Source organism: Pseudomonas sp. H9, from assembly GCF_004353925.1.
Classification (GTDB): Bacteria; Pseudomonadota; Gammaproteobacteria; order Pseudomonadales; family Pseudomonadaceae; genus Aquipseudomonas.
Map to the genome: position 1 here is coordinate 59726 of NZ_SMOK01000002.1, position 23102 is coordinate 82827.

Below are 23102 nucleotides of genomic sequence, written 5' to 3' on the forward strand. Positions count from 1 at the left end.
GCCCTAGACAACAATTAGAACGAGAACTTCGCCATGGGCACTATCAAACAAGACACCATGCCGGTGATCCGCGCGTTGCGTGACTTCGACCAGTCTTCGGGTAATCGCCTGGAACGTCTGGTGTTCAATTTCCGTCCGCTGTTCATGCTGCTGATGGCGCTGACCACGCTGGTGCTGGGCTATGGCGCGCTGACCCGCCTGGAACTGCATCCCAGCTTTGAGAAGATGATTCCGCAGAGCCAGCCGTACATCCAGAATTTCCTGGAAAACCGTCAGTCGCTGCGTGGTCTGGGCAATTCGGTGCGGGTGGTGGTCGAGAACACCCAGGGCGATATCTTCGACCCTGAATACCTGGATGTGCTCAAGCAAGTCAACGATCAGTTGTTCCTCGCTGAAGGCGTCGACCGCTCGTGGATGAAGTCGTTATGGAGCCCGGGCGTACGCTGGACGGAAGTTACTGAAGAAGGCTTTCGTGGTGGCCCGGTAATGCCCGACAACTATCAGGGCACGCCCGAACAGATCGAGCAGTTACGCCAGAACATTGCCCGTGCGGGGATTGTCGGCAGTCTGGTGGCCAGTGATTACAAATCGAGCATGCTGATCGTGCCGCTGCTGGACAAGGCCACGGCAACGGGCAAGAGCATCGACTATCACCAGTTCTCGCGGTTGCTCGAAGAGCAGTTGCGCGACAAGGTCGAGTTTGCCGGCGACAGCGCTGCGCGCAAGGCTGGGGGCGAAGGCAAGGGCCCGTACAAGGTGCGGGTGATCGGCTTTGCCAAACTGATGGGCGACCTGATCGATGGCTTGATTCAGGTAATGATGTTCTTTGGTTTGGCGGTGATCACTTCGCTGTTGATCATTTACGCCTACACCCGCTGCGTGCGCAGCACGTTACTGGTGGTCGGTTGCTCGCTGATTGCGGTGGTCTGGCAGCTGGGTATTGTCGCCTGGCTGGGGTATGCAATTGATCCGTACTCGGTGTTGGTGCCGTTCCTGATCTTCGCCATTGGGGTGTCCCATGCCGCGCAGAAGATGAACGGCATCATGCAAGACATCGCGCGAGGTACGCACAAGCTGATCGCTGCGCGTTACACCTTCCGGCGCCTGTTCATTGCCGGTATCACGGCGCTGTTGGCCGATGCGGTGGGCTTCGCCGTGTTGATGCTGATCGATATCCCGGTGATCCAGGACCTGGCAATTACCGCCAGCATCGGTGTCGCCGTGTTGATTTTCACGTCGTTGCTGCTGATGCCGGTGGCGCTGTCTTACATCGGTGTCGGGCGCAAGGCTGCCGAGCGAGCCCTGAAGATCGACACTCGTGGGGCAGGGCACAGCGGCTTCGGCAAACTATGGGACTGGTTAGACCGCTTCACCACACGCAGATGGGCAGCGGCAGCGGTGTTGCTGGCGACGCTGATGGGCATCGGCGGTTTTATGGTCAGCCTGCAATTGAAAATCGGCGACCTCGACAGCGGTGCTCCGGAGTTGCGTGCCGACTCGCGCTACAACCGCGATAACGCCTACATCACCAGCCACTATGCGCTGTCGAGTGATCTGTTCGCGGTGATGATCAAAACCGCGCCTGAAGGCTGCTTGAACTACCAGACGCTGGTACTTGCCGATCGACTGGCCTGGGAGCTGCAGCAATACCCAGGGGTTCAGGCTACTACCTCATTGGTCAACGCCGTGCGCCAGATCACCGCAGGTACCTACGAGGGTAACCCCAAGCTCAACAGCATCCAGCGCAATCAGGATGTGTTGAACTACGCGGCCCAGCAGGCTTCGGTCAACTCGCCGGAGTTGTTCAATAACGACTGTTCGTTGATGCCGGTGATTGCCTATCTCAAGGACCACAAGGCGCAAACGCTGGACGCGGTGGTGGCCATTGCCGAGCAGTTCGCCCGCGAAAACAGCACCCCGGAGCGTCAGTTCCTGCTGGCCGCTGGTAGCGCCGGAATCGAAGCGGCAACCAACATCGTGGTTCGCGAGGCCAACCGTACCATGCTGTTTTACGTCTACGCCGCGGTGACGCTGTTCTGCCTGATTACCTTCCGTAGCTGGCGTGCCACGCTGGTGGCCTTGTTGCCGCTGGTGCTGACCTCGATTTTGTGCGAGGCGCTGATGGTGGCGATGGGGATTGGGGTGAAGGTCGCGACCTTGCCAGTGATCGCGCTGGGCGTCGGTATTGGTGTGGATTACGCCTTGTACTTGCTCAGCGTTCAACTGCACCACCAGCGTCAGGGCCTGTCGCTGGCCGAGGCCTACCGTAAAGCAGTGCTGTTTACCGGTCGGGTTGTGGGGTTGGTGGGCATTACCCTGGCGGCTGGTGTGGTGTGCTGGATCTGGTCGCCGATCAAGTTCCAGGCTGATATGGGCATCCTGCTGACCTTCATGTTCCTGTGGAACATGCTGGGGGCGTTGATTCTGATTCCGGCGCTGTCGTACTTCCTGTTGCGCGAGCCTGAGTCGAGCCGTCTCACCGTGTCAATTCAGCCATCGCCAACGGCCTGAGACTAACGCCGGTGGGAGCGGGCTTGCCCCGCGATGCGATGTGACAGACAGATCGCAATCGCGGGGCAAGCCAGCTCCCACCGGGAGCTGGCTTCATCGTCGATGGTCACTTCGGGCAAAGCCCTGCAAAGCAGTTGCTCCCACCGTAGGTTAAAGCGTTACGTCGCGCAGGCTGTTCATGTCGATGACGAAGCGGTACTTCACATCGTTGTTCTGCAGGCGTTCGAACGCGGTGTTGATGTCTTGGATAGCGATCATTTCGCAGCTTGGCAGCACCTGATGTTCGGCACAGAAATCCAGCAGTTCCTGGATCGCCTGAATACCTCCGATCAGCGAGCCGGCAATGCTGCGGTTGTTGCGGATCAGCAAGCCGCCGTGAATCGGTTCCAGCGGTTCAATGGCACCGACCAGCACCAGTACGCCATTGCGGCCCAACAGCATCAGGTAGGGGTTGACGTTGTGGCGGCTGGGGATGGTGTCGATGATGAATTCGAAGGCATTGGCCGCTGCTGCCATGGCCGCTTCATCGTTGGACAGCAACACATGATTGGCACCCAGGGCACGAGCATCATCGGCCTTGCCCGGCGAGGTGGAAATCACCGTTACATCAGCCCCCAGTGCCACGGCCAGTTTGACGGCCATGTGTCCAAGCCCGCCGAGGCCGACCACCGCCACTTTCGATCCCTGGCCGACGGCGTAGCGGCGCATCGGGTTCCAGACCGTGATTCCGGCGCAGAGTAACGGTGCGGCGAATCGTGGATCGAGGCTTTCGGGCATGCGCAGCACGAACTGTTCGCGAACAACAATGGACTCAGCGTAGCCGCCATAGGTGTTTTCACCGGTATGACGGTCTTTGCCGTTGTAAGTGGGAGTAGGGCCGTGGGCGCAGAGCTGTTCTTGATGCTCGGCACAAGGTGCGCACTGCAGGCAGCTATCGACCTGGCAGCCAACAGCAACCCGATCACCGACCTTGAAGCGGCTGACATTGCTGCCAACAGCCGTGACCTGGCCGATGATTTCGTGCCCCGGCACGATTGGGTACACCGTGTTGTTCCAGTCGTTGTGCACCTGATGGGCGTCGGAGTGGCACACGCCGCAGTAGTTGATCTGGATGGCGACATCATCGGCGCGCAAGTTGCGGCGCTCGAAGCGAAACGGTTTAAGGGCGCTGCGAGAATCAAAGGCGGCAAATCCCAGGCAAGTCGTCATGGTTCAATCCTGTCTCAATGAAGGCGTACCCCCGGCAATGGCCAGGGGTACGGGAGGGGGTCAGATGGAGGGGCGCAGCCAGGGCGCTGGGGTCATTTCTGGCGAAGCGATCTGGTTGACGATCCACTTGCCCATGCGTCGCAGCGGTTCAATGGAGTCTTGCGGGCCCGCCCATTTCAGCCCGGCCGCGTAGCCCAGCGAGACGATGCGCTGCGCACCGTAGAGGGGCAGGATGTTGATGAGTTCGTCCTTGATGCTTTCCGGGTAAACGCCAACGGTTTGGGTGTAGGCATCCACGGCATCCATCATCTCGGTCAAGTCATCGACCGGTACCAGGTTGGCGGTGCGGTCGTCGAGGCGAGTGGCAAACGACACCGCTTCCGGAAGCTGCGAGCAAATGACCGCGCCTTCGCCATCCTGGCCACCGATCACGTGGTACCACAGGTCGTCCAGGCGCAGTGCATCGACTTCAGCCTTCAGGCCTTGGTCGTAACGCTTAGGGGCGGTACTGAGGGTGTTGGGCAAGGTCTGCATGGCGTCGTAGACATACCGGCCGAAGGTATTGAGGTTGGCCAGGCCAGCCTCGTCGGTGCCGCTCTGCACATACACCACGCGTGCGCACACGCAAGCTTTCTGGTTCAACGCACCGATGTCACTGGCCAGGCGCAGAGCGGCCTCGCGCATGGTTTCTTCGCTGTCGAAGGCGCCCTTGCCGATGATGCTCGCGCTGCGTTTCGGGTCGAGTGAAATCAGCTCAAGGCCCGGCTGGATGTAACGGGTGACATGCTTCATCGAGTTGAAGCCACCCCAGGCCACGATCTTCTCCAGGTTCTGCGGCTGGTACAGACGCTCTTCAAAGGCCTGGTCGCCACCTTTCCAGTAGGCGACGCTGAGGTGTTTGGTCAGCGGGTGGTCCGGTGCCATGTCAACCATGGTGCGGGCGATGGCCAGGGCGGTGAACGGGTCGTTGGACGGTGCCTTGATGATCGCATCGCTGCGCAGCACCATGTTGCGCAGGATGGTCAACAGCGACAGCCCGGTCGCGTTGCCGGCGACGATGTGCAGGGTGCGCGCGCCGAAGCAGCGGACATCCAGTTCGGTGCCGTCGAGCAGGCGTTGCTTGACCCAGCCTTCCAGGTACTTGACGCCTATCGAGTTCTCCACCTGTTCGGTGACCGACTCGCGGGTGAGCATGTGGCGCAGCCCCATGTAGCTGCCCCTGACCATGCTCGGTGTAACCGGTGCGGTCAGGTACGACAGCTCGCAGGCTTCCTGCAGGAACGGGTTCTTGTTGAACTCTAGGCGCTCGCCGAGGGCTTCGGCGTAGTCGAGAATGTCGTTGAAGCTCAGGGTGTACAGGTCGGCCAGCTTCGCCGGGTTGCCCAGCGGTAGTTGTTCAATGTACTTGTGCGCATCCGGGGTCTGGAACACCAGGTCGCCACCCCGACCGCCGACGTCGATCAGGTTATCGGTGATGACGTTGCCGCGGATGATCATTGGCGCTATCGGTTTACTCATGGTGTCAGCCCTCCAAGGTATTCAGGAAATCCATCGCCTGGCGATGGGAGTCTTCGGTTGCGGCACAGGTGATCTTGTCGTCGCCGCCGTTGAGCTCGCTGTAGCGCTGGATCGGCCCGACCACGTAGTGACTCGGATTGCCGCAAGCGCATGGCTTGTCCCATTCAACGGTGATCTCGTCGCCGGTGATAAAACCGCCCCAGCGGATCTCGGCACCGAGGTCGTAGAAGGCTGCACGGCCGGTCACGCGACCGTGACGCGGCAGCGGCTTGCTGGTCTCGGGGTCGAGTAAGAAGGGGATAACGGTGGGGGCGAAGTGGAAATGACCCGCTTCGCAACGCGCATGGGCGCCGCCGACCACTTCAGACATGGCATAGGATTCATTGAGGGTCTTGGCACCAGTGAAGCGCAGCACGTCTTCGCGCCAGCCCTCCGGTTGCACGACACCCTTGCCGCCACCGGCGGTGTGCACGAACGAGTCTGGGTGGAAGACACCTTCCAGACCACGCTCAAGCCCGGCCTTGGCCATGCTGTGCAGCAGGTTCCAGGTCGCACCGATGTACACACGCTGGCCCTTGAGCTTGGTAGACATGTGGTCGAAGAACGCCGCCAGGTGCTGGGGCATTTCCAGTTGCAGCTGGTCGAAGGCTTTTTTCTTTTCCAACAGTTCCGGGCTGATCACCAGGCGATCAAGCGTGCCTTTGGACTGTGCCGCACGCAGCTTGGCGCCCAGGTGCAGCACGTCGGTGCTGAGGGTGGTCGGGTAGGCGGCGTGGAAGTGTGATTCGTTTGGCAACAGCGCTGGAATCATGGCCGCGTGGACGCGCACATGGCTCAGGTAGCCGCGACGGTAGTAGGGGTAGATCGTGTGCAAGTCAGGGTCCGGGGTGTCTGGCCCTTCCATGTTCCACACCATCATTTTGCGCAGTTGGGCGAACTTCTCCCACTCATGCACGCCTTGCGGCAGAAACGACAAGGTGCCCGAGGTGCCCGAGGTGTGGCTGATACGCAGCGCTGGAACGCCTTCATCCATGGTTTCGAACCAGTCATCCAGGCCCTGGCAATCGCTGACGTTGACCTGAGCGATGGCCTCGGCGACTTCCGGCGTTACCAGCTTGCCGAGCCACTTGTTGATCTGGGCGAAGCTGCGTTTTTCCAGCAACGACGGCGGGTAGGACTTGTAAACGGTGTGTTCGAACAGCAGCGGTACCACGTCATCAAGCTGCTCGATTTGCTCCACGCCTTGGGCGTCGGCGAGCTTCTTGAGTACCGGGATGCGATCGCGAAGTTGTGCAAAGCGCAGCTTCAGGCCATTGAGCTGAAGTGCGTCGATTTCTTCGCGGGGCAAGGTGTTCCAGGCGTGCTGGGAATAGTTGACCAACGCTGCCGGGTTGTTCAGCAACTGCTGGGTTTTTTGTTCTATCGACAGGGGGGCAGTGGGCATTTTCTGGCTCGCTACTCGACTTGTGGGAACCGGCGAGGCCGGGGGCAGGTTCGGCTCAAGTATGGGGGTGTCAAGGCGGGCTTTTGTTCCGGATTCCGGAGATTGGATGTTCTTTATAACTATCTGATAAATAACGATATTTACTGAATTTTCGAGCAGTGTTCGAAGGCTATTCCGGATTCGCTGGGAAGGTGCGTAATTCAGGCGGGAGCCGCTGATTTGCTGACGTACACTCGGTGAAAATCACCAGAAAAACTCAGTGCAATCGACCTACTCGTGAGGCTCCTATGTTGAAAATGGTGTTCCAAACCACTCCATCACTGATCATCGAACAGGGGGCTTCGACACGGCTCGCTGACCACGTTCGCACCCTGGGCGGCAGCTCGGTCTTGTTGGTGACCGACGCAGGGGTTGTTGCCGCTCGGTTGTTGGATGCAGTGCTTGCCGGGCTCAAAGAGCAGGCAGTTGCCGTCACTGTGTTTTCCCAGGTGCAGGCCGACCCGCCAGAGTCGGTGATCGAGGCCGCCGTCGGTGCTGCCAAAGCCTGTGGTGCTGATTGCGTGGTGGGCCTGGGCGGCGGCAGTTCGCTGGACGCTGCCAAGCTGGCCGCGTTGTTGGCGCGCAGCGGTGAATCGCTGAGTGAAGTCTATGGCATCAACAAGGCCAAGGGCCCGCGTCTGCCCTTGATACTGGTACCTACCACAGCAGGCACCGGTTCTGAAGTGACATCAGTGTCGGTGGTGACCACCGGCGCCGGTGAAAAGAATGTGGTGTACTCGCCACTGCTGCTACCCGACGTAGCCGTGCTGGACGCCCAACTGACACTGGGCTTGCCGCCCCACGTCACCGCAGCAACCGGCATTGATGCCATGGTGCATGCCATCGAGGCCTATACCACGAAAAACCTGAAGAACCCGATTTCCGATTGCCTGGCCAAAGAGGCATTGCGCCTGTTGTCTGGCAGCCTGTTCCAGGCCTGTCAGGATGGCAGCAACCTGAAGGCTCGGGAGAATATGTTGCTAGGCGCTTGCCTGGCGGGCATGGCCTTCGCTAACGCTCCGGTGGCGGCGGTGCATGCGCTGGCGTACCCGCTCGGGGCGCGTTTTCATGTGCCACACGGGCTGTCCAATGCCTTGGTGCTCGGCCCGGTGATGCGCTTCAACCTTGAGGCTGTGGCGCCGCTGTATGCGCAGCTGGCGGATATCGTCTTGCCTGGCACGCTGGGCAGCGATTGGGAAAAGGCCACGGCGCTGGCCAATTACCTCGGCTCCCTGACGGCTCAACTGGGGCTGGCGACCTGCTTGCGTGACCTTGGCATCACCGAGTCCGACATCGAGGCACTGGCGCTCGATGCAATGAAGCAGCAACGCCTGCTCGGTAATAACCCACGTGAACTGTACCTGGACGATGTGCGCGCGATTTACCAGGAGGTGCTATGAGCAACAAGCGCACCGCACCGCACCGCGAACAGTTCAGGCATTTCACTACGATGTCGACACGCTGGGGTGACAACGACGCCTACGGGCATGTGAACAACGTTGTCTATTACTCCTACTGTGAGGCGGCAATCACTGCGTACCTGATTGAGCAGGGCACTTTGGAGATTGCCTCCAGCCCGGTGATCGGCTTGATCGTCAATTCGGGCTGCGACTACTTTTCATCCATCGGCTTTCCCGACCGAGTCACCGTGGCCATGAAAATAGCCCATTTGGGCAACAGCAGTGCGCGCTACGAGCTGGCGCTGTTTCGCAACGATGAGCAGGTCGCTGCCGCTGCCGCCCACATCGTCTATGTGTACGTCGATCGCGTTAGCAACACTTCGGTGTCGATGCCGGAGCACGTGCGCGCAGCGCTGGCAAAGCTCGCTGACTAAGGGCGTTGGCTAGGTCATACTCCGGGTGCTGCGTGGCGGCGCATTCTGGAGATGACACGATGATCAAAGCTAACCCTGATAAGCCCGGCGTGCAGGTAGAAATCCCTGCACAGCCGCGCAAAGAGCCGCGTCAGGCACGCTCGATTGCCTTGGTCGAGGCTGTGAAACAGACGGGTCGGCAGATCCTTGAAAGCGAGGGGCGCGACGCCTTGAATGCCATGCGCCTGGCGGAAGACTCAGGGGTAGCGATCAGTTCGATCTATGAGTACTTCCCAACGATGGAAGCGTTGATCGCGGCGGTATTCGATGACTATCGAACCGAGGCACGCAAAGGGCTGTACACCGACATCATGGCGCTGCCGCCTGGCAGTTCGTTGATGGATGGAATTATGCTCGCCTTGCAGGCGGTACTGGCCTCCCATCGCAAGAAGACCGCCTACGATCCAGCGTTCAGCGTGCGTTCCACCCATTACGACGAGTTGGTGCGCCTGGATGTGGTCAAGGCCAAGCAGCTGTGGACTGCCACTGCCAGTTCCGCCTTGATGCAGCGTTTTGCCAGTGAAATCCGGATCAAAGACCGGGAAAAGGCAGAGTACCTGGTTTATCAGACATGGACGGTGCTGCCACGGGCCATGCTGCTGGAGCGCCCCGGTTATCTCACTGACGAAGATACGCCCAAAATGCTGGCGACAATGCTGCACGCGTTGTTGACTGACCCGAACGTGTAAACCGCGTAACACAGCGACGCCCCGTCTCGGGGCGTCAGATCTCGTCGATGCTCGAAGACCGAGTCTCTAGCGAGGTTCAGGCGTCCGGATGATCGCGCAGGAACACCAGGTTGTCCGGCTTCGACTGCTCGGGGCTGTAGTAGTAACCCTGCACATCGAACTGCTTGAGCTGCTCAGGATCGTTGATACGCTCCTGGATCACGAAACGGCTCATCATGCCGCGGGCTTTCTTGGCGTAGAAGCTGATGATCTTGTACTGGCCATTTTTGAAGTCGCGGAACTCGGTGTTGATGACCCGCGCGTTGAGGGCATTGCGCTTGACCGCGCTGAAGTATTCGTTGCTGGCCAGGTTGAGTAAAACATCGTCGCCTTGTTCGGCCAGGGCCTGGTTCAGCCATTCACTAATGCGTGTGCCCCAGAAAGCGTACAAGTCTTTACCGCGGGCGTTGGCCAGCTTGGTGCCCATTTCCAGGCGGTAAGGTTGCATCAGGTCGAGCGGGCGCAGCAGGCCGTACAGCCCCGAGAGCATGCGCAGGTGGTCCTGGGCATAGCTGAAGTCGTCTTCGCTCAGGCTTTCGGCATCCAGCCCGGTGTATACGTCACCCTTGAAAGCGAGCAGGGCCTGTTTGGCGTTGTCGGGCGTGAAGGCTGGGGTCCAGCTGCCGAAACGCGCGGCATTGAGGCCGGCGAGTTTGTCGGAGAGGTGCATCAGCTCACTGATTTGTGCCGGCGACAGCTCACGCAATTGCTCGATCAGCTCCTGGGAATCATCCAGGTACTGCGGCTGGGTGTAGCGCTGGGTTACCGGCGGGGTTTCGTAGTCGAGGGTCTTGGCGGGGGAAATCACCGTCAGCATCGGTCGGGCTCCTTAAATCGTGGCGCCGATTCTACGGGGCGAGGGCGCTGATCTCCAGCTATGACGTTGATAGCCACAGACCATCCCGACGCTTGACGTTATAGTGCGCGGCGAGAAAACCGGAGAGCTCGACTGTGCGTATTGCTTTTCTACTACTGACAGGCCTGTTGAGTGTCGCGGTGCAGGCCGCGCCTGTGCCGCCGACCACCTTCGATCGTGCCTACTGGCCCGAGCAGCTTGAAAACCCGACGTTGTTCGATGTTGCCTCGCGCGCCGAGATTCTCGGTTTTGCCCAGGCGCTGGAGGCCAGCGAAGCGCTCGATGAGCCCGCGCTGGCAGCGCGCCTGGGGCTCAAGCAGATCAACCTGGCCTCGATCAATCAGGTGCGCGCGCGCCTCTGGCAGCAGCTATGGCGCAACTATGCGCTGGCGCAGCAGAGTTGCGAACAGGATGCGTCGTTCTGCTATGCCATCGACTCACAGCACGAGCTGCGCCAGCAGGCCGCCCGGTTTGAAGTGGCCAGCGACTCGTTCTACGCCGGCTGGGCCGAGCCCAGCCGTGAGTTCCACCAGAGCTACCTGAACGAGTTGTTGCGAAAAGCGGCGTTGTTTCCGCAAACCACCAGCGAAGTCGAGCGTTTTTCCGACATTGAACGCAACGGTGATGAGCTTAATGACCGGGTTTTTCTGCTCACTTTCGATGCTGGCCCCAGCACGGTGGGTACGGCGACCGATGCGCTGACCGACTATTTGCGCCGGCAGAAACTCGCGGCGACCTTCTTTGTACTGGGTAACAGCCTGCAAACACGCCGCGACAAGACTTCGTTGGCGCAGGTGCGTGCGCTCTACAAAGGTCAATGTGTCGGCCTTCAAGGTTGGCAGTACCGCTCTCATGGCCAATGGCAGGACTGGCAAAGTTCGGTCACCCGCACTCAGGCACAACTTGAGGCTGACCTGCCCGATCAATATGTGCCTTTGTTCAGGCCGCCCTATGGCCAGCGCCGGGCGGACAGCCAGGGCTTCTTTGCCAGACAGGGGCTTGCAGTGGTGCTGTGGAATATCGATGCCCAGGACCAGAGCACGCTCAGTGCCGAGCAGTCAGCGCAACGGGTGCTGACCCTGATGCTGCTGTGGCGGCGCGGGGTGATCCAGTTTCAGGACGGCCAGCCCAAGGCACAAGAGGCACTGGCGTGGCTGCTGAAACAGACGGCACAAAGTGGGATTGGCTGGGAAGACTGTAAGCATTACTGAAAGCGGCAAGCTTGAAGCTATTAGCTTGAAACAAAAAGCTTAGCGGTGGTTAGACCGCGCGCCAAGGGCAAGATGCCCTTTGAAAAAATAAACTTCAAAAATACGTAAAAATGCTTTTTTCGGTCATGGGTTTTGCGGTATCAAGAAGACAGACCGCCGAACCCTGCAGCACAGGTGGCGTCATTGGGCACCGATTCTGTGAGGGCACTTCCCACCCGTAACGACGCGGACAAGGGAAGAAACGGCGGCCACTTCACGGCGCAACACCGTTCAGGTATTGCGTTGTATGGCTCCCACAAAGGTGACCGAGTATGGATGATCAAGGACGCACCAATTCCTCCAACAAGCCAATCCTTTATGTGCTCGATACCAATGTACTGATCCACGATCCCAACGCATTGCTCAATTTCGAGGAGCACCACGTCGCCATACCGATGACGGTGCTGGAGGAGCTCGACAAACTCAAGACCGGCAAACACACCATCGCCGCCGAATGCCGCCAAGCCATCCGCCTGATTGACCAGACCCTGGGCGATGCCTCTCCCGCTGATGTCGAGCAGGGCGTGCCGATCCAGCGTGGCAAGAGTGGACCCAAGGGCTTTCTGTCGATTCTGATGAGCCCGCGCAACGAACCGAACCACCTGCTGCCGGAAACACTCAACGACAACATCATCATCAACCAGTTGCTGGAGCTGCGCAGTCGGCGTAAAGACCTGGATGTGGTGCTGGTGACCAAAGACATCAACATGCGCCTCAAGGCCCGCGCCTGTGGGATCGCGGCCGAGGATTACAGCACTGACCAACTGGTTGACGACGTGTCGCTGCTGCCCAAGGGCTATCACAGTGTCACCGGGTCATTCTGGGACCGCGTCAGCAAGGTCGAGACTCGTCAGGAGCGCGGTCGCACCTGGCACCGGGTGCAGATGATCGACAACCTGCCGGCGGTGCACATCAACGAGTTCATTATCGATGAGCAGGGCTTCGTCGGCTGGATCAAGGGGATTCGCGACGATGAGCTGCTGCTGCTCGACCTGCACCAGGAGCCGCTGCTGCACCAGGAAGCCTGGGGCTTGAAACCGCGCGATATCCATCAAAGCCTGGCGCTGTTCGCGTTGCTCGACCCGGATATTCATTTGGTCAACCTGACCGGGGCGGCGGGTTCTGGTAAAACCATTCTGGCCCTGGCTGCGGCCATTGAGCAGACCATGGTCAGCAAGCGCTACCGGCGCATTATCGCCACCCGCAGTGTGCAGGGGCTGGATCAGGAGATCGGCTTCCTGCCGGGCACCGAAGCCGAGAAAATGGAGCCTTGGCTGGGCGCCATCACTGACAACCTTGAAGCACTGCACATGGATGATGAAAGCACCCACGGCAGTGTCGACTACATCCTTGAGCGTGTTCCGCTGCAATTCAAATCGCTGAACTACATTCGCGGTCGCAGCTTCCAGCAAAGCCTGATTCTGATCGACGAATGCCAGAACCTCACTCCGCACCAGATGAAAACCATCATCACCCGTGCCGGTGCTGGTTCGAAGGTGATCTGCCTGGGTAACCTGGCACAGATCGACACCCCGTACCTGTCTGCGACCAGCTCGGGCCTGACCTACCTGACCGAGCGTTTCAAGGACTTCCCCAACGGCGTTCACATTACCCTGCAAGGTGTACCGCGTTCGATTCTGGCCGAATACGCCGAATCGCATCTGTAACCTTCCCCCGGGCGGCCATGCCGCCCGGCTTTTTTTCGCTGCGAATTCCTGACTCCTGGGTTTACACTCAGCATTCCTGAACAGGAGGAAGGTTGTGCTGACTCATCTCGATTCCCAAGGTCGGGCCAATATGGTCGACGTCACCGATAAAGCCGTGACCTCGCGTGAGGCTGTGGCCGAAGCGCGGGTGCGCATGCTCCCGCAAACCCTGCAAATGATCGTCGAAGGTGAGCATCCCAAGGGGGATGTGTTCGCTGTGGCGCGCATTGCCGGTATTCAGGCGGCGAAGAAAACCAGTGATCTGATTCCGTTGTGCCATCCGCTGATGCTGACCAGCGTTAAAGTCGAGCTCAACGCTGAAGGCAACGACACCGTTCATATCGTCGCGCGCTGCAAACTGGCCGGGCAGACGGGTGTAGAAATGGAAGCCCTGACCGCTGCCAGCGTGGCGGCGCTGACGATTTATGACATGTGCAAGGCGGTTGACCGCGGCATGATCATCGACGGTGTGCGGGTGCTGGAAAAACTCGGCGGCAAGAGCGGCCATTACCAGGCGGACGCTGCGCAATGAAGGTTCAGGTGATGTATTTCGCGCGTTACCGGGAAGCACTGGAGCGCGACGGCGAGACGCTTGAAGGCGCCTTTGCGACGTTGGACGACGTGCGCCGGGCATTGCTTGAGAAAGGCGCAGGCTATGCGGTGCTGCAAGAGCAGAACTTGATGTGCGCGCGCAATGAAGATTTGTGCAAGCTCGATGAAGCTGTCGCTGACGGCGATGTGGTGGCGTTCTTTCCGCCCGTGACCGGAGGCTGAGATGAGTGTTCGAGTACAGACCACAGCGTTTGACCCGGGTGTTGAAGTCAACGCCATGCACGCGGCCAATGTCGGTGTTGGCGCAGTGGTCAGTTTTGTTGGCTATGTACGCGACTTCAATGATGGCCGGGAAGTTGCAGGTATGTTTCTGGAGCACTACCCGGGCATGACCGAAAAGGCGCTGGCCAAGATTGTGATGGAAGCCGAGCAGCGCTGGCCGCTGCTCAAGGTCGAGGTGTTGCACCGTATTGGCGCGCTTGAACCGGGTGAGCCCATTGTTTTCGTCGGCGTGGCCAGTGCACACCGACAGGCTGCCTTCGATGCCTGCAATTTCATCATGGACTACCTCAAGACCCGTGCACCCTTCTGGAAGAAAGAACAGACCGGCGACGGCCCACGTTGGGTCGAGGGCAAGCAGAGCGACGAAGACGCAGCAAGCCGCTGGTAACTGTAGGAGCGGGCTTGCCCCGCGATCGCAATTTGACAGACACACCGCAATCGCGGGGCAAGCCCGCTCCCACAGTGCTTGAGTTTTTATACAATAAAGTCCAGTATGGAATTATAAGTACAAAATAGTTCCAGGCCGTTGCGTGCCTGCTTCCTTTTCTCTGTCTTGCAACACACCTCCAATAACGAGCGAGAGAGACCCAGCATGAAGAAGTTCACCCTGATCAGTGGTCTGGCCCTGAGCCTGTTGACCAGCAGCCTGTTCGCTGCCGAGGACACTTTGCGCATCGGCATCGAAGCGGCCTACCCACCCTTCGCTTCGAAAAACGACAAAGGCGAGATCGTCGGCTTTGATTACGACATCGGTAACGCTTTGTGCGCACAGATGCAGGTCAAGTGCGTGTGGAACGAGGTGGAGTTCGACGGCCTGATTCCTTCGCTGAAGGTGAAGAAAATCGACGCTGCGCTGTCGTCGATGACCATCACTGACGAACGTAAGAAGTCGGTCGATTTCACCCACAAGTACTACTTCACCTCCTCGCGCCTGGTGATGAAGAAAGGTGCGGTGGTCGATGACCAGTACGCCAGCCTCAAAGGCAAGACCGTTGGGGTGCAGCGCGCCACCACGACCGATCGCTACGCCACCGAAGTGCTGGAGCCCAAGGGCATCACCATCAAGCGCTACAGCAACAACGAAGAAATCTACATGGACCTGGCGTCCGGGCGCGTCGATGCGATTTTCGCCGACACCATTCCGCTGGATGATTTCCTGTCAATGCCGCGCGGCGCGGATTACGCCTTTGTCGGCCCAGAGCTGAAAGACCCGAAATATGTCGGTGAAGGTGCCGGGATCGCGGTGCGCAAGGGTAACGAGGTGTTGGTGAGCAAGCTCAACAAAGCCATCGACGACCTGCGCGCCAATGGCGAGTACCAGAAGATTCAGGCGAAGTACTTCAAGTCGGATATCTACGGCGATTGATCGATCACCTCAAGGCCTGAAGCGCTTCAGGCCTTGAGTTCCTTCAGGTGCTTGTACACCGTCGCGCGCCCCATCCCCAGCACATTGGCCACATAGTTGGCCGAACTCTTGCCCTTGAAGGCGCCTTCGGCGTGCAGGGCCAGTACCAGCTCGCGCTTGTGATCGCGGGTCAGCAGGTTCAGGCTCAACTGGCGCTGACGCAGCCAAGCGTTGAGGAAGGTATTGATGCGCTCCTGCCAGTCGTCGCGAAACAGCGCGTCGGGCTGCGGAATCAGTTTGCTCGGCGAGAGGAACAGATCCAGCGCAGCCTTGGCATTTTCAAACAAGGTGATGTTCAGGTTGATGCACAGGACTGCCTGCGGCGTGCCGGCCGCATTGCGCAGTACGGTGCTCAGTGAACGAATTTTCTGCCCGTCCCAGTTGAGCTTTTCATAGGGGCCGATGTTGGTTTCATCGGTGCCTTTCTCCAGCATGTCTTCCAGCGCGGCGTCATCACCGATCTGGCGCTTGGACAGGTTGTTGGCGATGTAATCGATCTTCTGGCTGCGCAAATCGTGCAGCACCACCTCAGCGTGAGGGAAGAACAGCGTGGCGATGGCATCGGCGATGGCCCGGTAGTTATCCAGGACCGGGTCAGGGCGGGGTGTCGACATTGGGGCAGGCTCCAAACGGTGTCAGCGCCCTCGGCACAAGGGCGCTGCGAGTGTGCCGCAATCGTAGCGGCGCGTCACCTTTGCAGGCGGTGCGGTGACAGCATCTGAGCGTTGAGGCCAAAGCCTTTGAGGGCTTCGGGCAGGTCTTCGCCACGCACCAGTGCCGCACTGGCCTGACCCATGGCGGGGGAGGTCTGGATGCCGTAGCCACCTTGTGCTGCCACCCAGAACAGGCCAGGCACCTGTGGATCGAAGCCTGCCACCAAGTCTCCATCGGCCACGAAGCTGCGCAGGCCGGCCCAGGTGCGGGTCGGGCGGCGAATGCTCAGGGTGGTGGCTTCTTCGATCTGGTAGATACCCATGGCAATGTCCAGCTCTTCAGCCTGCACGTCATGCGCTTCGACCGGGTCGGCGTTGGCGGGCGAACCCAGCAACATGCCGGCATCAGGCTTCATGTAGAACGATTCGTCGAGGCTGACCAGCATGGGCCAAGCATGGCTGTCGATGCCTTCGGGCGCGGCGAAGATGAACGCCGCACGGCGCTTTGGTTGCAGGCCGAGGGGCTGTGCGCCGGCCATTACCCCGATGTGATCGGCCCAGGCGCCAGCGGCGTTGATCACGACCGGGGCGCTGAACAGGCCGCGGCTGGTGTGCACTTGCCAGAGGCCATCGCTGCTACGGCTCAATTGCTGGACTTCACAATCGCTGTGCACTTCGCCCTGTTGGCGACGAATGCCACGCAGGTAGCCTTGGTGCAGCGCGTCGGTGTCGATGTCGCTGGCGCTGGGGTCGTAGAGAGCGCCGTGGACCTTGTCACGGCGCAGTACCGGCAGGCGCGCGCAGGCCTGGTCGGCGCTGAGCAGTTCGACTTCGGGTACGCATGCCTTGGCACTTTGGTACTGACGCTGCAGCTCTTGCGGATCGCCGGAAAGGTCGACGGTCATTTCCCCGCGCGGGCTGAGCAACGGGTGCTCGGCGAACCCTGCCGGTGGTTGATCAAAAAAGGCGCGGCTGGCCAGAGTCAATGCGCGCACCTGGGGCGTACCGTAAGCGGCGGTGTACAGCGCTGCTGAGCGGCCGGTGGAGTGGTAGCCCGGTTGCGACTCGCGTTCGAGTACCACCACCCGGCCGTGGCTGGCCAGCCAGTAACCGGTGGATGCACCGGCGATACCGCCGCCAATAATGATGAAGTCAGCCTGTTGCATGAAGGTGTCCTCAGTCGGCGCGCGGCAAACGGTACAGGGCATTGGCCAGGGCGATGTCTTCCAGGCCCAGACCGATGGAGCGGAAGAAGGCGTGGCGCTGATAGCTCGGGGCAGGCGCCTGATTGCTCAAAACCTGCGGCAGATCACCGACAATCGCCTCGGGGTGCCAACCGTGTTGCTCGGCGGCGATGCGCATCTCACCGGCGCTGCCTGGCGTGGTTACCCGATAGTCGCAATACACATCCATGGCACTGAGGCTGGCGGGTGGCACTTCGTGGGCACGCACGGCGTTGGTGCTGATCGAGGTGATCAGTGCTGGTTTGCTCAAGGTAGCCGGGTCGATGACCGGAGTGGCCGAGGAAGTGCACAGCATGATCACGTCAGCATCGGCTACTGCCTGTTCGAGGCTGTCGCACAGGACCAGACGTTGATCGAGGTCGATCAGTGCCTGGCGTTGTTCGGCACTTTGCTCGGCCAGGCTGCGGGAGAACAGACGGATGTCCTGCCATTCGCGCAGGCCGCGTACATAGCGCAGGTGCGCACGGGCAATCGGGCCGCTGCCAATCAGGGTCAGGCGGCGGGCGCCGCTTGCCGCCAGAGCATCGACGGCCACGGCGGTGGTGGCGGCGGTGCGCGCGGTGGTCAGTTCACCGGCGTCGCACAGCAGCAGTGGCTGGCCGCTGTCCATGGACATCAACAGCGTCCAGGCGGTTACCAGCGGGCCTTGTTCGCGGACGATGTAGGGCGAGGTTTTGACCCCGTACACTCGCTCGTTAGCCAGCACGCCACCGTAGTTGATGAAGTCTCCTTGCCCCGCCGGAAACTCCACCAGTTGCTGTGGGGGCTGTACGGCTTGCCCGGCCGCCAGGTCACGGAACAGGTTGCGCAGGATCTGTGGGACATCCACCTGTGTAAGCAGATGACGAGCACGCTGTTGATCGATGACGAGAGGCGCGGACATACGAGACTCCAAATAAACTATTTTGTCCATTATGGACTCTTTGTGTATTTGAGCAATAACCGGCCGTATAAAAGCATCGCGGGGCAAGCCCGCTCCCACCGGTCTGGTAGGAGCGAGCTTGCCCCGCGATAGATTTGAATCGATCAGTGATGCTTACGCGGTACCGGCTTGAGCAGCTCGGTTGGCGGCATCTCACAGCTGATCTTGCGACCCAGCAGTTCTTCGATCGCTGGCAATTGGTAGGAGTCATCCTCACCGGCAAAGCTGATCGACACGCCACTGGTGCCAGCACGACCGGTACGGCCGATGCGATGCACGTAGTCGTCCGGATCTTCCGGCAGGGTGAAGTTGATCACATGGCTGATGCCGTCAATGTGAATGCCACGCCCGGCCACATCGGTGGCCACCAGCACGGTAATACGGCCTTCGCGGAAGTTTTCCAGAGTCTTGATGCGCTTGTGTTGCGGCACGTCACCCGACAGCTGGGCAGCATTGACGCCATCACGCACCAGGCGTTCTTCGATGCGCCGCACTTCGTCTTTGCGGTTGGCGAAGACCATCACCCGTTCCCACTTGTTCTCGGTCACCAGGTTGTACAACAGCTTGTACTTGTCGCTGCCGGCCACGGCGTAAACGTGCTGCTCGACGGTTTCGCTGGCAACGTTTTCCGGCTCGATTTCGACGATGGCCGGGTTGGTGGTCCATTGCTTGGCCAGGTTCATCACGTCTTCGGTGAAGGTGGCAGAGAACAGCAGTGTTTGCCGTTCGCTCTTCGGTGGGGTCTGGCGGATGATCTGGCGGACCTGCGGGATGAAGCCCATGTCGAGCATGCGGTCGGCTTCGTCCAGTACCAGTACTTCGACCATGTCCAGGTGCGCTTCACCGCGCTGGTTGAAGTCGAGCAGACGGCCTGGCGTCGCCACCAGAATGTCGCAGTGCCGTGCTTCAAGGGCCTTGAGTTGCTTGTCGAAGTCCATGCCGCCAACGAAGGTCATGACGTTCAGGCCGGTGTACTTGGTCAGTGCGGCGGCGTCTTTGGCAATTTGCACCACCAGCTCGCGAGTCGGAGCAATGATCAATGCCCGTGGCTCGCCCATGTAGCGCTCTTTCGGCGGTGGGGTCTGCTGCAGCTGGGTGATGATCGAAATCAGGAAGGCTGCGGTTTTGCCGGTACCGGTCTGGGCACGGCCAATGGCGTCCTGACCGCGCAGGGTGTAACCCAGCACTTGTGCCTGAATCGGCGTGCAATACGGGAAGCCCAGGTCGTGGATTGCATGCATCAGCTCGGGCGAGAGCTTGAAATCATGGAAACGGGTCTTGCCTTCTTGCGGCTCGACCACGAAATCCTCCAGCTTCCAGGTGGAGGCTGCAGGTTTTGGTTTACGGGCGCGGCGTGGCTTGGGCTCGGCAGGTTTCTCGCTGCGTGCCGGTGCGCTGGCCGTCTTGGCCTCAGGGTTGAGCGGGGCAGCCGGGGCAGGGGCCTTGGGTGCTGCGGGGGGCTGCTCTACAGGGGCAGCAACTTGGGGAGCGAGTTGCTCAACCTCGCTCTTGCCGAACATTTTTTTGAGTGCTTTGAGCACGGTCATCTCGTCAATTGGTTAAGGAATGTACGCCGGCCAGTGTAATGCAAGAATCGGGCGCGGCGTAGTGGATTGCACTCACAACTACCGGGAAGTGTGCTTTTAGCGCAGGCGTTTGCTCAGCCAGTCAGCAATATCCTGAACTTCCTCAGGCAGTACTTCGTGCTCCATCGGGTATTCCTTCCACTCCGTATTGACGCCCCAATGCTTGAGGTGCTCGAAGGCACTGCGGCCCATGGCTGACGGTACCACCGGGTCGTGTACGCCATGCAGGCACAGGGCCGGAGTACGTTGCTGGCAAGCACTCAGTTCACGCTCCTGAGCAAAGGTCGGCGCGTAGGTCGACAGTGCGATCACGCCACCCAGCGCTTCTTGCCACTTTATATAGGCCGTGTGCAGCACCACCGCGCCGCCTTGGGAAAAACCGGCCAGGATGATGCGTGCCAGGTCGATGCCTTTGGCCTGTTCGGCCTTGATCAGCTCGATTACCAGGTCGGCTGAGGCTTTCAATTGTTCTTCGTCGATGGCCCGGGCCGGGGTCATGGCCTTGATGTCGTACCAGCTGGGCATCTCATAGCCGCCGTTGACGGTCACTGGCCGGGTAGGAGCCTGAGGCATGACGAAACGGGTACTTAGCAGCGCTTCCTGCAAGGCCTCGGCCACGGGCAGGAAGTCGTAACGATCGGCGCCCAGGCCGTGCAACCAGATCACACAAGCGTCTGCGGTTTTTTCTGGTTCGAGAATTAGCGGGTTAGTCATGACTGCTCCGAAAGTGTGCGCGCGCTCTTGTTTGCGTGCATGAAATGAAGGCGCGTTGAGTAAATCCGGGAAGAACCTGTCGCAACGGTGCAAGTTTTCCTCTTGACGTTAACTGAAACGCTTTAGCCGCTAAGAGTGGTACGCGCTTTGCTATGAAACCTCTGACGCGAGGTTACACGTTTTGGACGGTAACACCCGTTGGCGGTCCCCAAGGCTGTCACAGAACAGCGCATTGCGCCAATTGACCCAAAAACAAGCCAACACGGGTCGGATGCGCCTCATAAGGGTGCGGTGCAATCCCGGCTCAACACAATAAGAGCAAAACTGGAGGTTTGAATGAAGATGTTGAAATCCACCTTGGCAGTGGTTACCGCTGCAACCGTGCTGGGTATCAGTGGTATGGCACAGGCAGGTGCAACCCTGGATGCGGTGCAGAAGAAGGGCTTCGTTCAGTGTGGTGTGAGTGACGGCTTGCCGGGTTTCTCGGTTCCTGATGCCAAAGGCACCATCGTCGGTATCGACGCCGATGTCTGCCGCGCAGTCGCGGCTGCGGTATTTGGCGATGCCACCAAGGTCAAGTTCAGCCAGCTCAACGCCAAAGAGCGTTTCACTGCGTTGCAGTCGGGTGAAGTCGATGTGCTTTCGCGTAACACTACCTGGACCAGCTCCCGCGATGCTGGCATGGGTCTGGTGTTCGCCGGTGTTACCTACTACGACGGCATCGGTTTTCTGGTCAATAAAAAGCTCGGTGTTTCCAGCGCCAAGGAGCTGGACGGTGCAACCATCTGCATCCAGGCTGGTACCACCACTGAGCTCAACGTCTCCGATTACTTCCGCGCCAATGGCCTGAAGTACACCCCGATCACCTTCGACACCTCCGACGAAAGCGCCAAGTCGCTGGAATCCGGCCGTTGCGACGTGCTGACCTCCGACAAGTCGCAGCTCTACGCACAGCGCTCCAAGCTGGCTGCTCCGGCTGACTATGTAGTGCTGCCGGAAACCATCTCCAAAGAGCCGCTGGGCCCAGTGGTACGTAAAGGCGATGAAGAGTGGTTCAGCATCGTTAAATGGACCCTGTTCGCCATGCTCAACGCCGAGGAAATGGGGATCACCTCGAAAAACGTTGAAGCCGAAGCCAAAGCCACCAAAAACCCTGACGTCGCGCGCATGCTCGGCGCTGACGGTGAATATGGCAAAGACCTGAAACTGCCGAAAGACTGGGTGGTGCAGATCGTCAAGCAGGTTGGTAACTACGGCGAAGTATTCGAGAAGAACCTGGGCAAGGAAACCCCACTGCAAATCGACCGCGGCCTGAACGCCCTGTGGAACAACGGCGGCATTCAGTACGCGCCCCCGGTGCGCTGATGGCTGCGGCCAGCGGCGGCCTTGGCCGTCGCTGGCTGTTTGGTTCCCTTTCTTTCGGGGCATTACATGCAAAATCAAATTGGCGCACCCAAGGGGCTCTCCTTCAGCGATCCACGTGTGCGTGCCTGGCTGTTCCAGATCCTTACCGTGATCACGGTGGTGGCTCTGGGCTGGTACCTGTTCCACAACACACAGACCAACCTGCAGCACCGCGGCATTACCTCAGGTTTCGACTTTCTTGAACGCAGTGCCGGTTTCGGCATCGCCCAACACCTGATCCCCTACACCGAGCAAGACAGCTATGCCCGGGTATTTGTCATCGGCTTGCTCAACACGCTGCTGGTGACCTTTATCGGTATCGTTCTGGCTACGTTGTTGGGGTTCATCATCGGCGTAGCGCGGTTGTCACCGAACTGGATGATCAACAAGCTGGCCACGGTGTATGTCGAGACGTTCCGTAACATTCCACCGCTACTTCAGATTCTGTTCTGGTACTTCGCGGTGTTCCTGACCCTGCCGGGACCGCGGGGTAGCATCAACATCAACGATGCCTTCTTTATCAGCAACCGCGGCCTGAACATGCCCGGTGCTTCCATGGCCGAAGGATTCTGGCCATTCGTTGTCAGCTTGGTGCTGGCCGTTATCGCCATTGTGGTGATGGTGCGCCTGGCCAACCGGCGTTTCGAGGCCACAGGCGAGCCCTTCCACAAGTTTTGGGTCGGCCTGTTCCTGTTCTTGGGTATTCCTGCGCTCAGCGTGTTGCTGGCAGGCAGCCCGGTGCACTGGGAACTGCCTCAGCTCAAGGGTTTCAACTTCGTCGGCGGTTGGGTGTTGATCCCGGAGCTACTGGCCTTGACCCTGGCCCTGACCATCTACACCGCAGCGTTCATCGCCGAGATCGTGCGCTCGGGCATTCGCTCGGTCAGCCATGGCCAGACCGAAGCGGCCCGTTCCCTGGGGCTGCGTGAAGGCCCGACGCTGCGCAAGGTGATCATTCCCCAGGCGTTGCGGGTGATCATCCCGCCGTTGACCAGCCAATACCTGAACCTGGCGAAGAACTCTTCGCTGGCGGCCGGTATCGGTTACCCGGAAATGGTCTCGCTGTTCGCCGGGACTGTGCTCAACCAGACCGGTCAGGCCATTGAGGTTATCGCCATCACCATGAGCGTTTACCTGGCCATCAGCATCAGCATTTCCTTGTTGATGAACTGGTACAACAAGCGCATTGCGCTGATCGAGCGGTGA

21 protein-coding genes are annotated in these 23102 nt (G+C 59.7%); 12 read left to right on the forward strand and 9 right to left on the reverse strand.

The features are described from left to right. Positions 1-33 precede the first annotated feature (33 nt). Entirely contained in the window at positions 34-2511 is a 2478-nt protein-coding gene (locus E1573_RS00260; protein ID WP_133209449.1) for an RND family transporter, read from the forward strand. 150 nt (positions 2512-2661) lie between these two features. Here the strand turns inward: E1573_RS00260 and E1573_RS00265 are convergent, their stop codons facing one another. Genes E1573_RS00265 through E1573_RS00275 form a run of 3 tightly spaced genes read right to left on the reverse strand, consistent with a single transcriptional unit; the run spans position 2662 to position 6682 of the window. Then, complete coding sequence (locus E1573_RS00265) at positions 2662-3720, reverse strand: NAD(P)-dependent alcohol dehydrogenase (RefSeq protein ID WP_133209451.1); 1059 nt, start codon at positions 3718-3720, stop codon at positions 2662-2664. Between the two features lie 60 nt (positions 3721-3780). Continuing rightward, a complete protein-coding gene (locus E1573_RS00270) occupies positions 3781-5238 on the reverse strand; it encodes an acyl-CoA reductase (RefSeq protein WP_133209453.1) in 1458 nt (485 codons plus the stop codon). Positions 5239-5242: 4 nt separating this feature from the next. Further along, positions 5243-6682, reverse strand: coding sequence for a hypothetical protein (locus E1573_RS00275; RefSeq protein WP_133209455.1), 1440 nt, complete (start codon positions 6680-6682; stop codon positions 5243-5245). Between the two features lie 287 nt (positions 6683-6969). On the opposite strand from E1573_RS00275, the gene E1573_RS00280 reads away from it, so the two are divergent. The 3 genes from E1573_RS00280 to E1573_RS00290 are packed head-to-tail and all read left to right on the forward strand — an operon-like array spanning position 6970 to position 9283. Continuing rightward, positions 6970-8121, forward strand: a complete 1152-nt coding sequence (locus E1573_RS00280; protein WP_133209457.1) for an iron-containing alcohol dehydrogenase — start codon at positions 6970-6972, stop codon at positions 8119-8121. Beyond that, positions 8118-8555 carry a thioesterase family protein gene (locus E1573_RS00285; RefSeq protein ID WP_133209459.1) on the forward strand — a complete coding sequence of 146 codons (438 nt, stop codon included), beginning with the start codon at positions 8118-8120 and terminating at the stop codon, positions 8553-8555. The genes E1573_RS00280 and E1573_RS00285 overlap by 4 nt, the downstream gene beginning before the upstream one ends. A 59-nt stretch (positions 8556-8614) precedes the next feature. Beyond that, positions 8615-9283: a TetR/AcrR family transcriptional regulator gene (locus E1573_RS00290; RefSeq protein WP_133209461.1), complete on the forward strand. Its 669-nt coding sequence runs from the start codon at positions 8615-8617 to the stop codon at positions 9281-9283. 76 nt (positions 9284-9359) lie between these two features. Here E1573_RS00290 and yaaA read toward each other — a convergent pair whose 3' ends face one another. Next, on the reverse strand, positions 9360-10139 hold the full coding sequence (yaaA, locus tag E1573_RS00295) for a peroxide stress protein YaaA (RefSeq protein ID WP_133209463.1): 780 nt from the start codon (positions 10137-10139) through the stop codon (positions 9360-9362). A 134-nt stretch (positions 10140-10273) separates the two neighbouring features. Between yaaA and E1573_RS00300 the strand changes: the two genes are divergently transcribed. The 6 genes from E1573_RS00300 to E1573_RS00325 all read left to right on the forward strand — a co-directional run bounded on the left by E1573_RS00300 (position 10274) and on the right by E1573_RS00325 (position 15334). Next, the gene (locus E1573_RS00300; protein ID WP_133209465.1) at positions 10274-11389 is read left to right on the forward strand and encodes a polysaccharide deacetylase family protein; all 1116 of its coding nucleotides are present in this window, start codon (positions 10274-10276) and stop codon (positions 11387-11389) included. 311 nt (positions 11390-11700) lie between these two features. Next, positions 11701-13095, forward strand: coding sequence for a PhoH family protein (locus E1573_RS00305; protein ID WP_133209467.1), 1395 nt, complete (start codon positions 11701-11703; stop codon positions 13093-13095). A gap of 94 nt (positions 13096-13189) precedes the next feature. After that, on the forward strand, positions 13190-13666 hold the full coding sequence (gene moaC, locus E1573_RS00310; RefSeq protein ID WP_133209469.1) for a cyclic pyranopterin monophosphate synthase MoaC: 477 nt from the start codon (positions 13190-13192) through the stop codon (positions 13664-13666). After that, the gene (locus E1573_RS00315; RefSeq protein ID WP_133209471.1) at positions 13663-13908 is read left to right on the forward strand and encodes a MoaD/ThiS family protein; all 246 of its coding nucleotides are present in this window, start codon (positions 13663-13665) and stop codon (positions 13906-13908) included. Before moaC ends, E1573_RS00315 begins: the two co-directional genes overlap by 4 nt. A 1-nt stretch (position 13909) precedes the next feature. Next, on the forward strand, positions 13910-14356 hold the full coding sequence (gene moaE, locus E1573_RS00320) for a molybdopterin synthase catalytic subunit MoaE (protein ID WP_133209473.1): 447 nt from the start codon (positions 13910-13912) through the stop codon (positions 14354-14356). Between the two features lie 204 nt (positions 14357-14560). Next, positions 14561-15334: an ABC transporter substrate-binding protein gene (locus E1573_RS00325; protein WP_133209475.1), complete on the forward strand. Its 774-nt coding sequence runs from the start codon at positions 14561-14563 to the stop codon at positions 15332-15334. A 26-nt stretch (positions 15335-15360) separates the two neighbouring features. Here E1573_RS00325 and E1573_RS00330 read toward each other — a convergent pair whose 3' ends face one another. From E1573_RS00330 to E1573_RS00350, 5 genes are all read right to left on the reverse strand, one after another. Further along, a complete protein-coding gene (locus E1573_RS00330; protein WP_133209477.1) occupies positions 15361-15987 on the reverse strand; it encodes a transcriptional regulator in 627 nt (208 codons plus the stop codon). A 74-nt stretch (positions 15988-16061) separates the two neighbouring features. Beyond that, positions 16062-17192 (reverse strand): FAD-binding oxidoreductase, encoded by a 1131-nt coding sequence (locus tag E1573_RS00335; RefSeq protein WP_133209479.1) that lies wholly within the window; start codon positions 17190-17192, stop codon positions 16062-16064. A gap of 10 nt (positions 17193-17202) precedes the next feature. Next, complete coding sequence (locus E1573_RS00340) at positions 17203-18153, reverse strand: ornithine cyclodeaminase family protein (RefSeq protein WP_218568351.1); 951 nt, start codon at positions 18151-18153, stop codon at positions 17203-17205. 143 nt (positions 18154-18296) lie between these two features. Then, entirely contained in the window at positions 18297-19733 is a 1437-nt protein-coding gene (rhlB, locus tag E1573_RS00345) for an ATP-dependent RNA helicase RhlB (protein ID WP_218568352.1), read from the reverse strand. A gap of 102 nt (positions 19734-19835) precedes the next feature. Then, on the reverse strand, positions 19836-20492 hold the full coding sequence (locus tag E1573_RS00350; protein ID WP_133209485.1) for an alpha/beta hydrolase: 657 nt from the start codon (positions 20490-20492) through the stop codon (positions 19836-19838). A gap of 336 nt (positions 20493-20828) precedes the next feature. Here E1573_RS00350 and E1573_RS00355 point away from each other — a divergent pair, with 336 nt between their 5' ends. Together E1573_RS00355 and E1573_RS00360 are read left to right on the forward strand one after the other, a co-directional pair. Then, positions 20829-21857: an amino acid ABC transporter substrate-binding protein gene (locus E1573_RS00355; protein ID WP_133209487.1), complete on the forward strand. Its 1029-nt coding sequence runs from the start codon at positions 20829-20831 to the stop codon at positions 21855-21857. 66 nt (positions 21858-21923) lie between these two features. Next, on the forward strand, positions 21924-23102 hold the full coding sequence (locus E1573_RS00360) for an amino acid ABC transporter permease (RefSeq protein ID WP_133209489.1): 1179 nt from the start codon (positions 21924-21926) through the stop codon (positions 23100-23102).

Coding starts and splice junctions, on each gene's coding strand:
- E1573_RS00270 (WP_133209453.1), bottom strand. CDS start 5,238: ATGAGTAAACCGATAGCGCCAATGATCATCCGCGGCAACGTCATCACC.
- E1573_RS00280 (WP_133209457.1), top strand. CDS start 6,970: ATGTTGAAAATGGTGTTCCAAACCACTCCATCACTGATCATCGAACAG.
- E1573_RS00335 (WP_133209479.1), bottom strand. CDS start 17,192: ATGCAACAGGCTGACTTCATCATTATTGGCGGCGGTATCGCCGGTGCA.
- E1573_RS00355 (WP_133209487.1), top strand. CDS start 20,829: ATGAAGATGTTGAAATCCACCTTGGCAGTGGTTACCGCTGCAACCGTG.
- E1573_RS00350 (WP_133209485.1), bottom strand. CDS start 20,492: ATGACTAACCCGCTAATTCTCGAACCAGAAAAAACCGCAGACGCTTGT.
- E1573_RS00290 (WP_133209461.1), top strand. CDS start 8,615: ATGATCAAAGCTAACCCTGATAAGCCCGGCGTGCAGGTAGAAATCCCT.
- E1573_RS00360 (WP_133209489.1), top strand. CDS start 21,924: ATGCAAAATCAAATTGGCGCACCCAAGGGGCTCTCCTTCAGCGATCCA.
- E1573_RS00315 (WP_133209471.1), top strand. CDS start 13,663: ATGAAGGTTCAGGTGATGTATTTCGCGCGTTACCGGGAAGCACTGGAG.
- moaE (WP_133209473.1), top strand. CDS start 13,910: ATGAGTGTTCGAGTACAGACCACAGCGTTTGACCCGGGTGTTGAAGTC.
- E1573_RS00305 (WP_133209467.1), top strand. CDS start 11,701: ATGGATGATCAAGGACGCACCAATTCCTCCAACAAGCCAATCCTTTAT.
- E1573_RS00325 (WP_133209475.1), top strand. CDS start 14,561: ATGAAGAAGTTCACCCTGATCAGTGGTCTGGCCCTGAGCCTGTTGACC.
- E1573_RS00275 (WP_133209455.1), bottom strand. CDS start 6,682: ATGCCCACTGCCCCCCTGTCGATAGAACAAAAAACCCAGCAGTTGCTG.
- E1573_RS00330 (WP_133209477.1), bottom strand. CDS start 15,987: ATGTCGACACCCCGCCCTGACCCGGTCCTGGATAACTACCGGGCCATC.
- E1573_RS00340 (WP_218568351.1), bottom strand. CDS start 18,153: ATGTCCGCGCCTCTCGTCATCGATCAACAGCGTGCTCGTCATCTGCTT.
- E1573_RS00285 (WP_133209459.1), top strand. CDS start 8,118: ATGAGCAACAAGCGCACCGCACCGCACCGCGAACAGTTCAGGCATTTC.
- E1573_RS00265 (WP_133209451.1), bottom strand. CDS start 3,720: ATGACGACTTGCCTGGGATTTGCCGCCTTTGATTCTCGCAGCGCCCTT.
- E1573_RS00260 (WP_133209449.1), top strand. CDS start 34: ATGGGCACTATCAAACAAGACACCATGCCGGTGATCCGCGCGTTGCGT.
- yaaA (WP_133209463.1), bottom strand. CDS start 10,139: ATGCTGACGGTGATTTCCCCCGCCAAGACCCTCGACTACGAAACCCCG.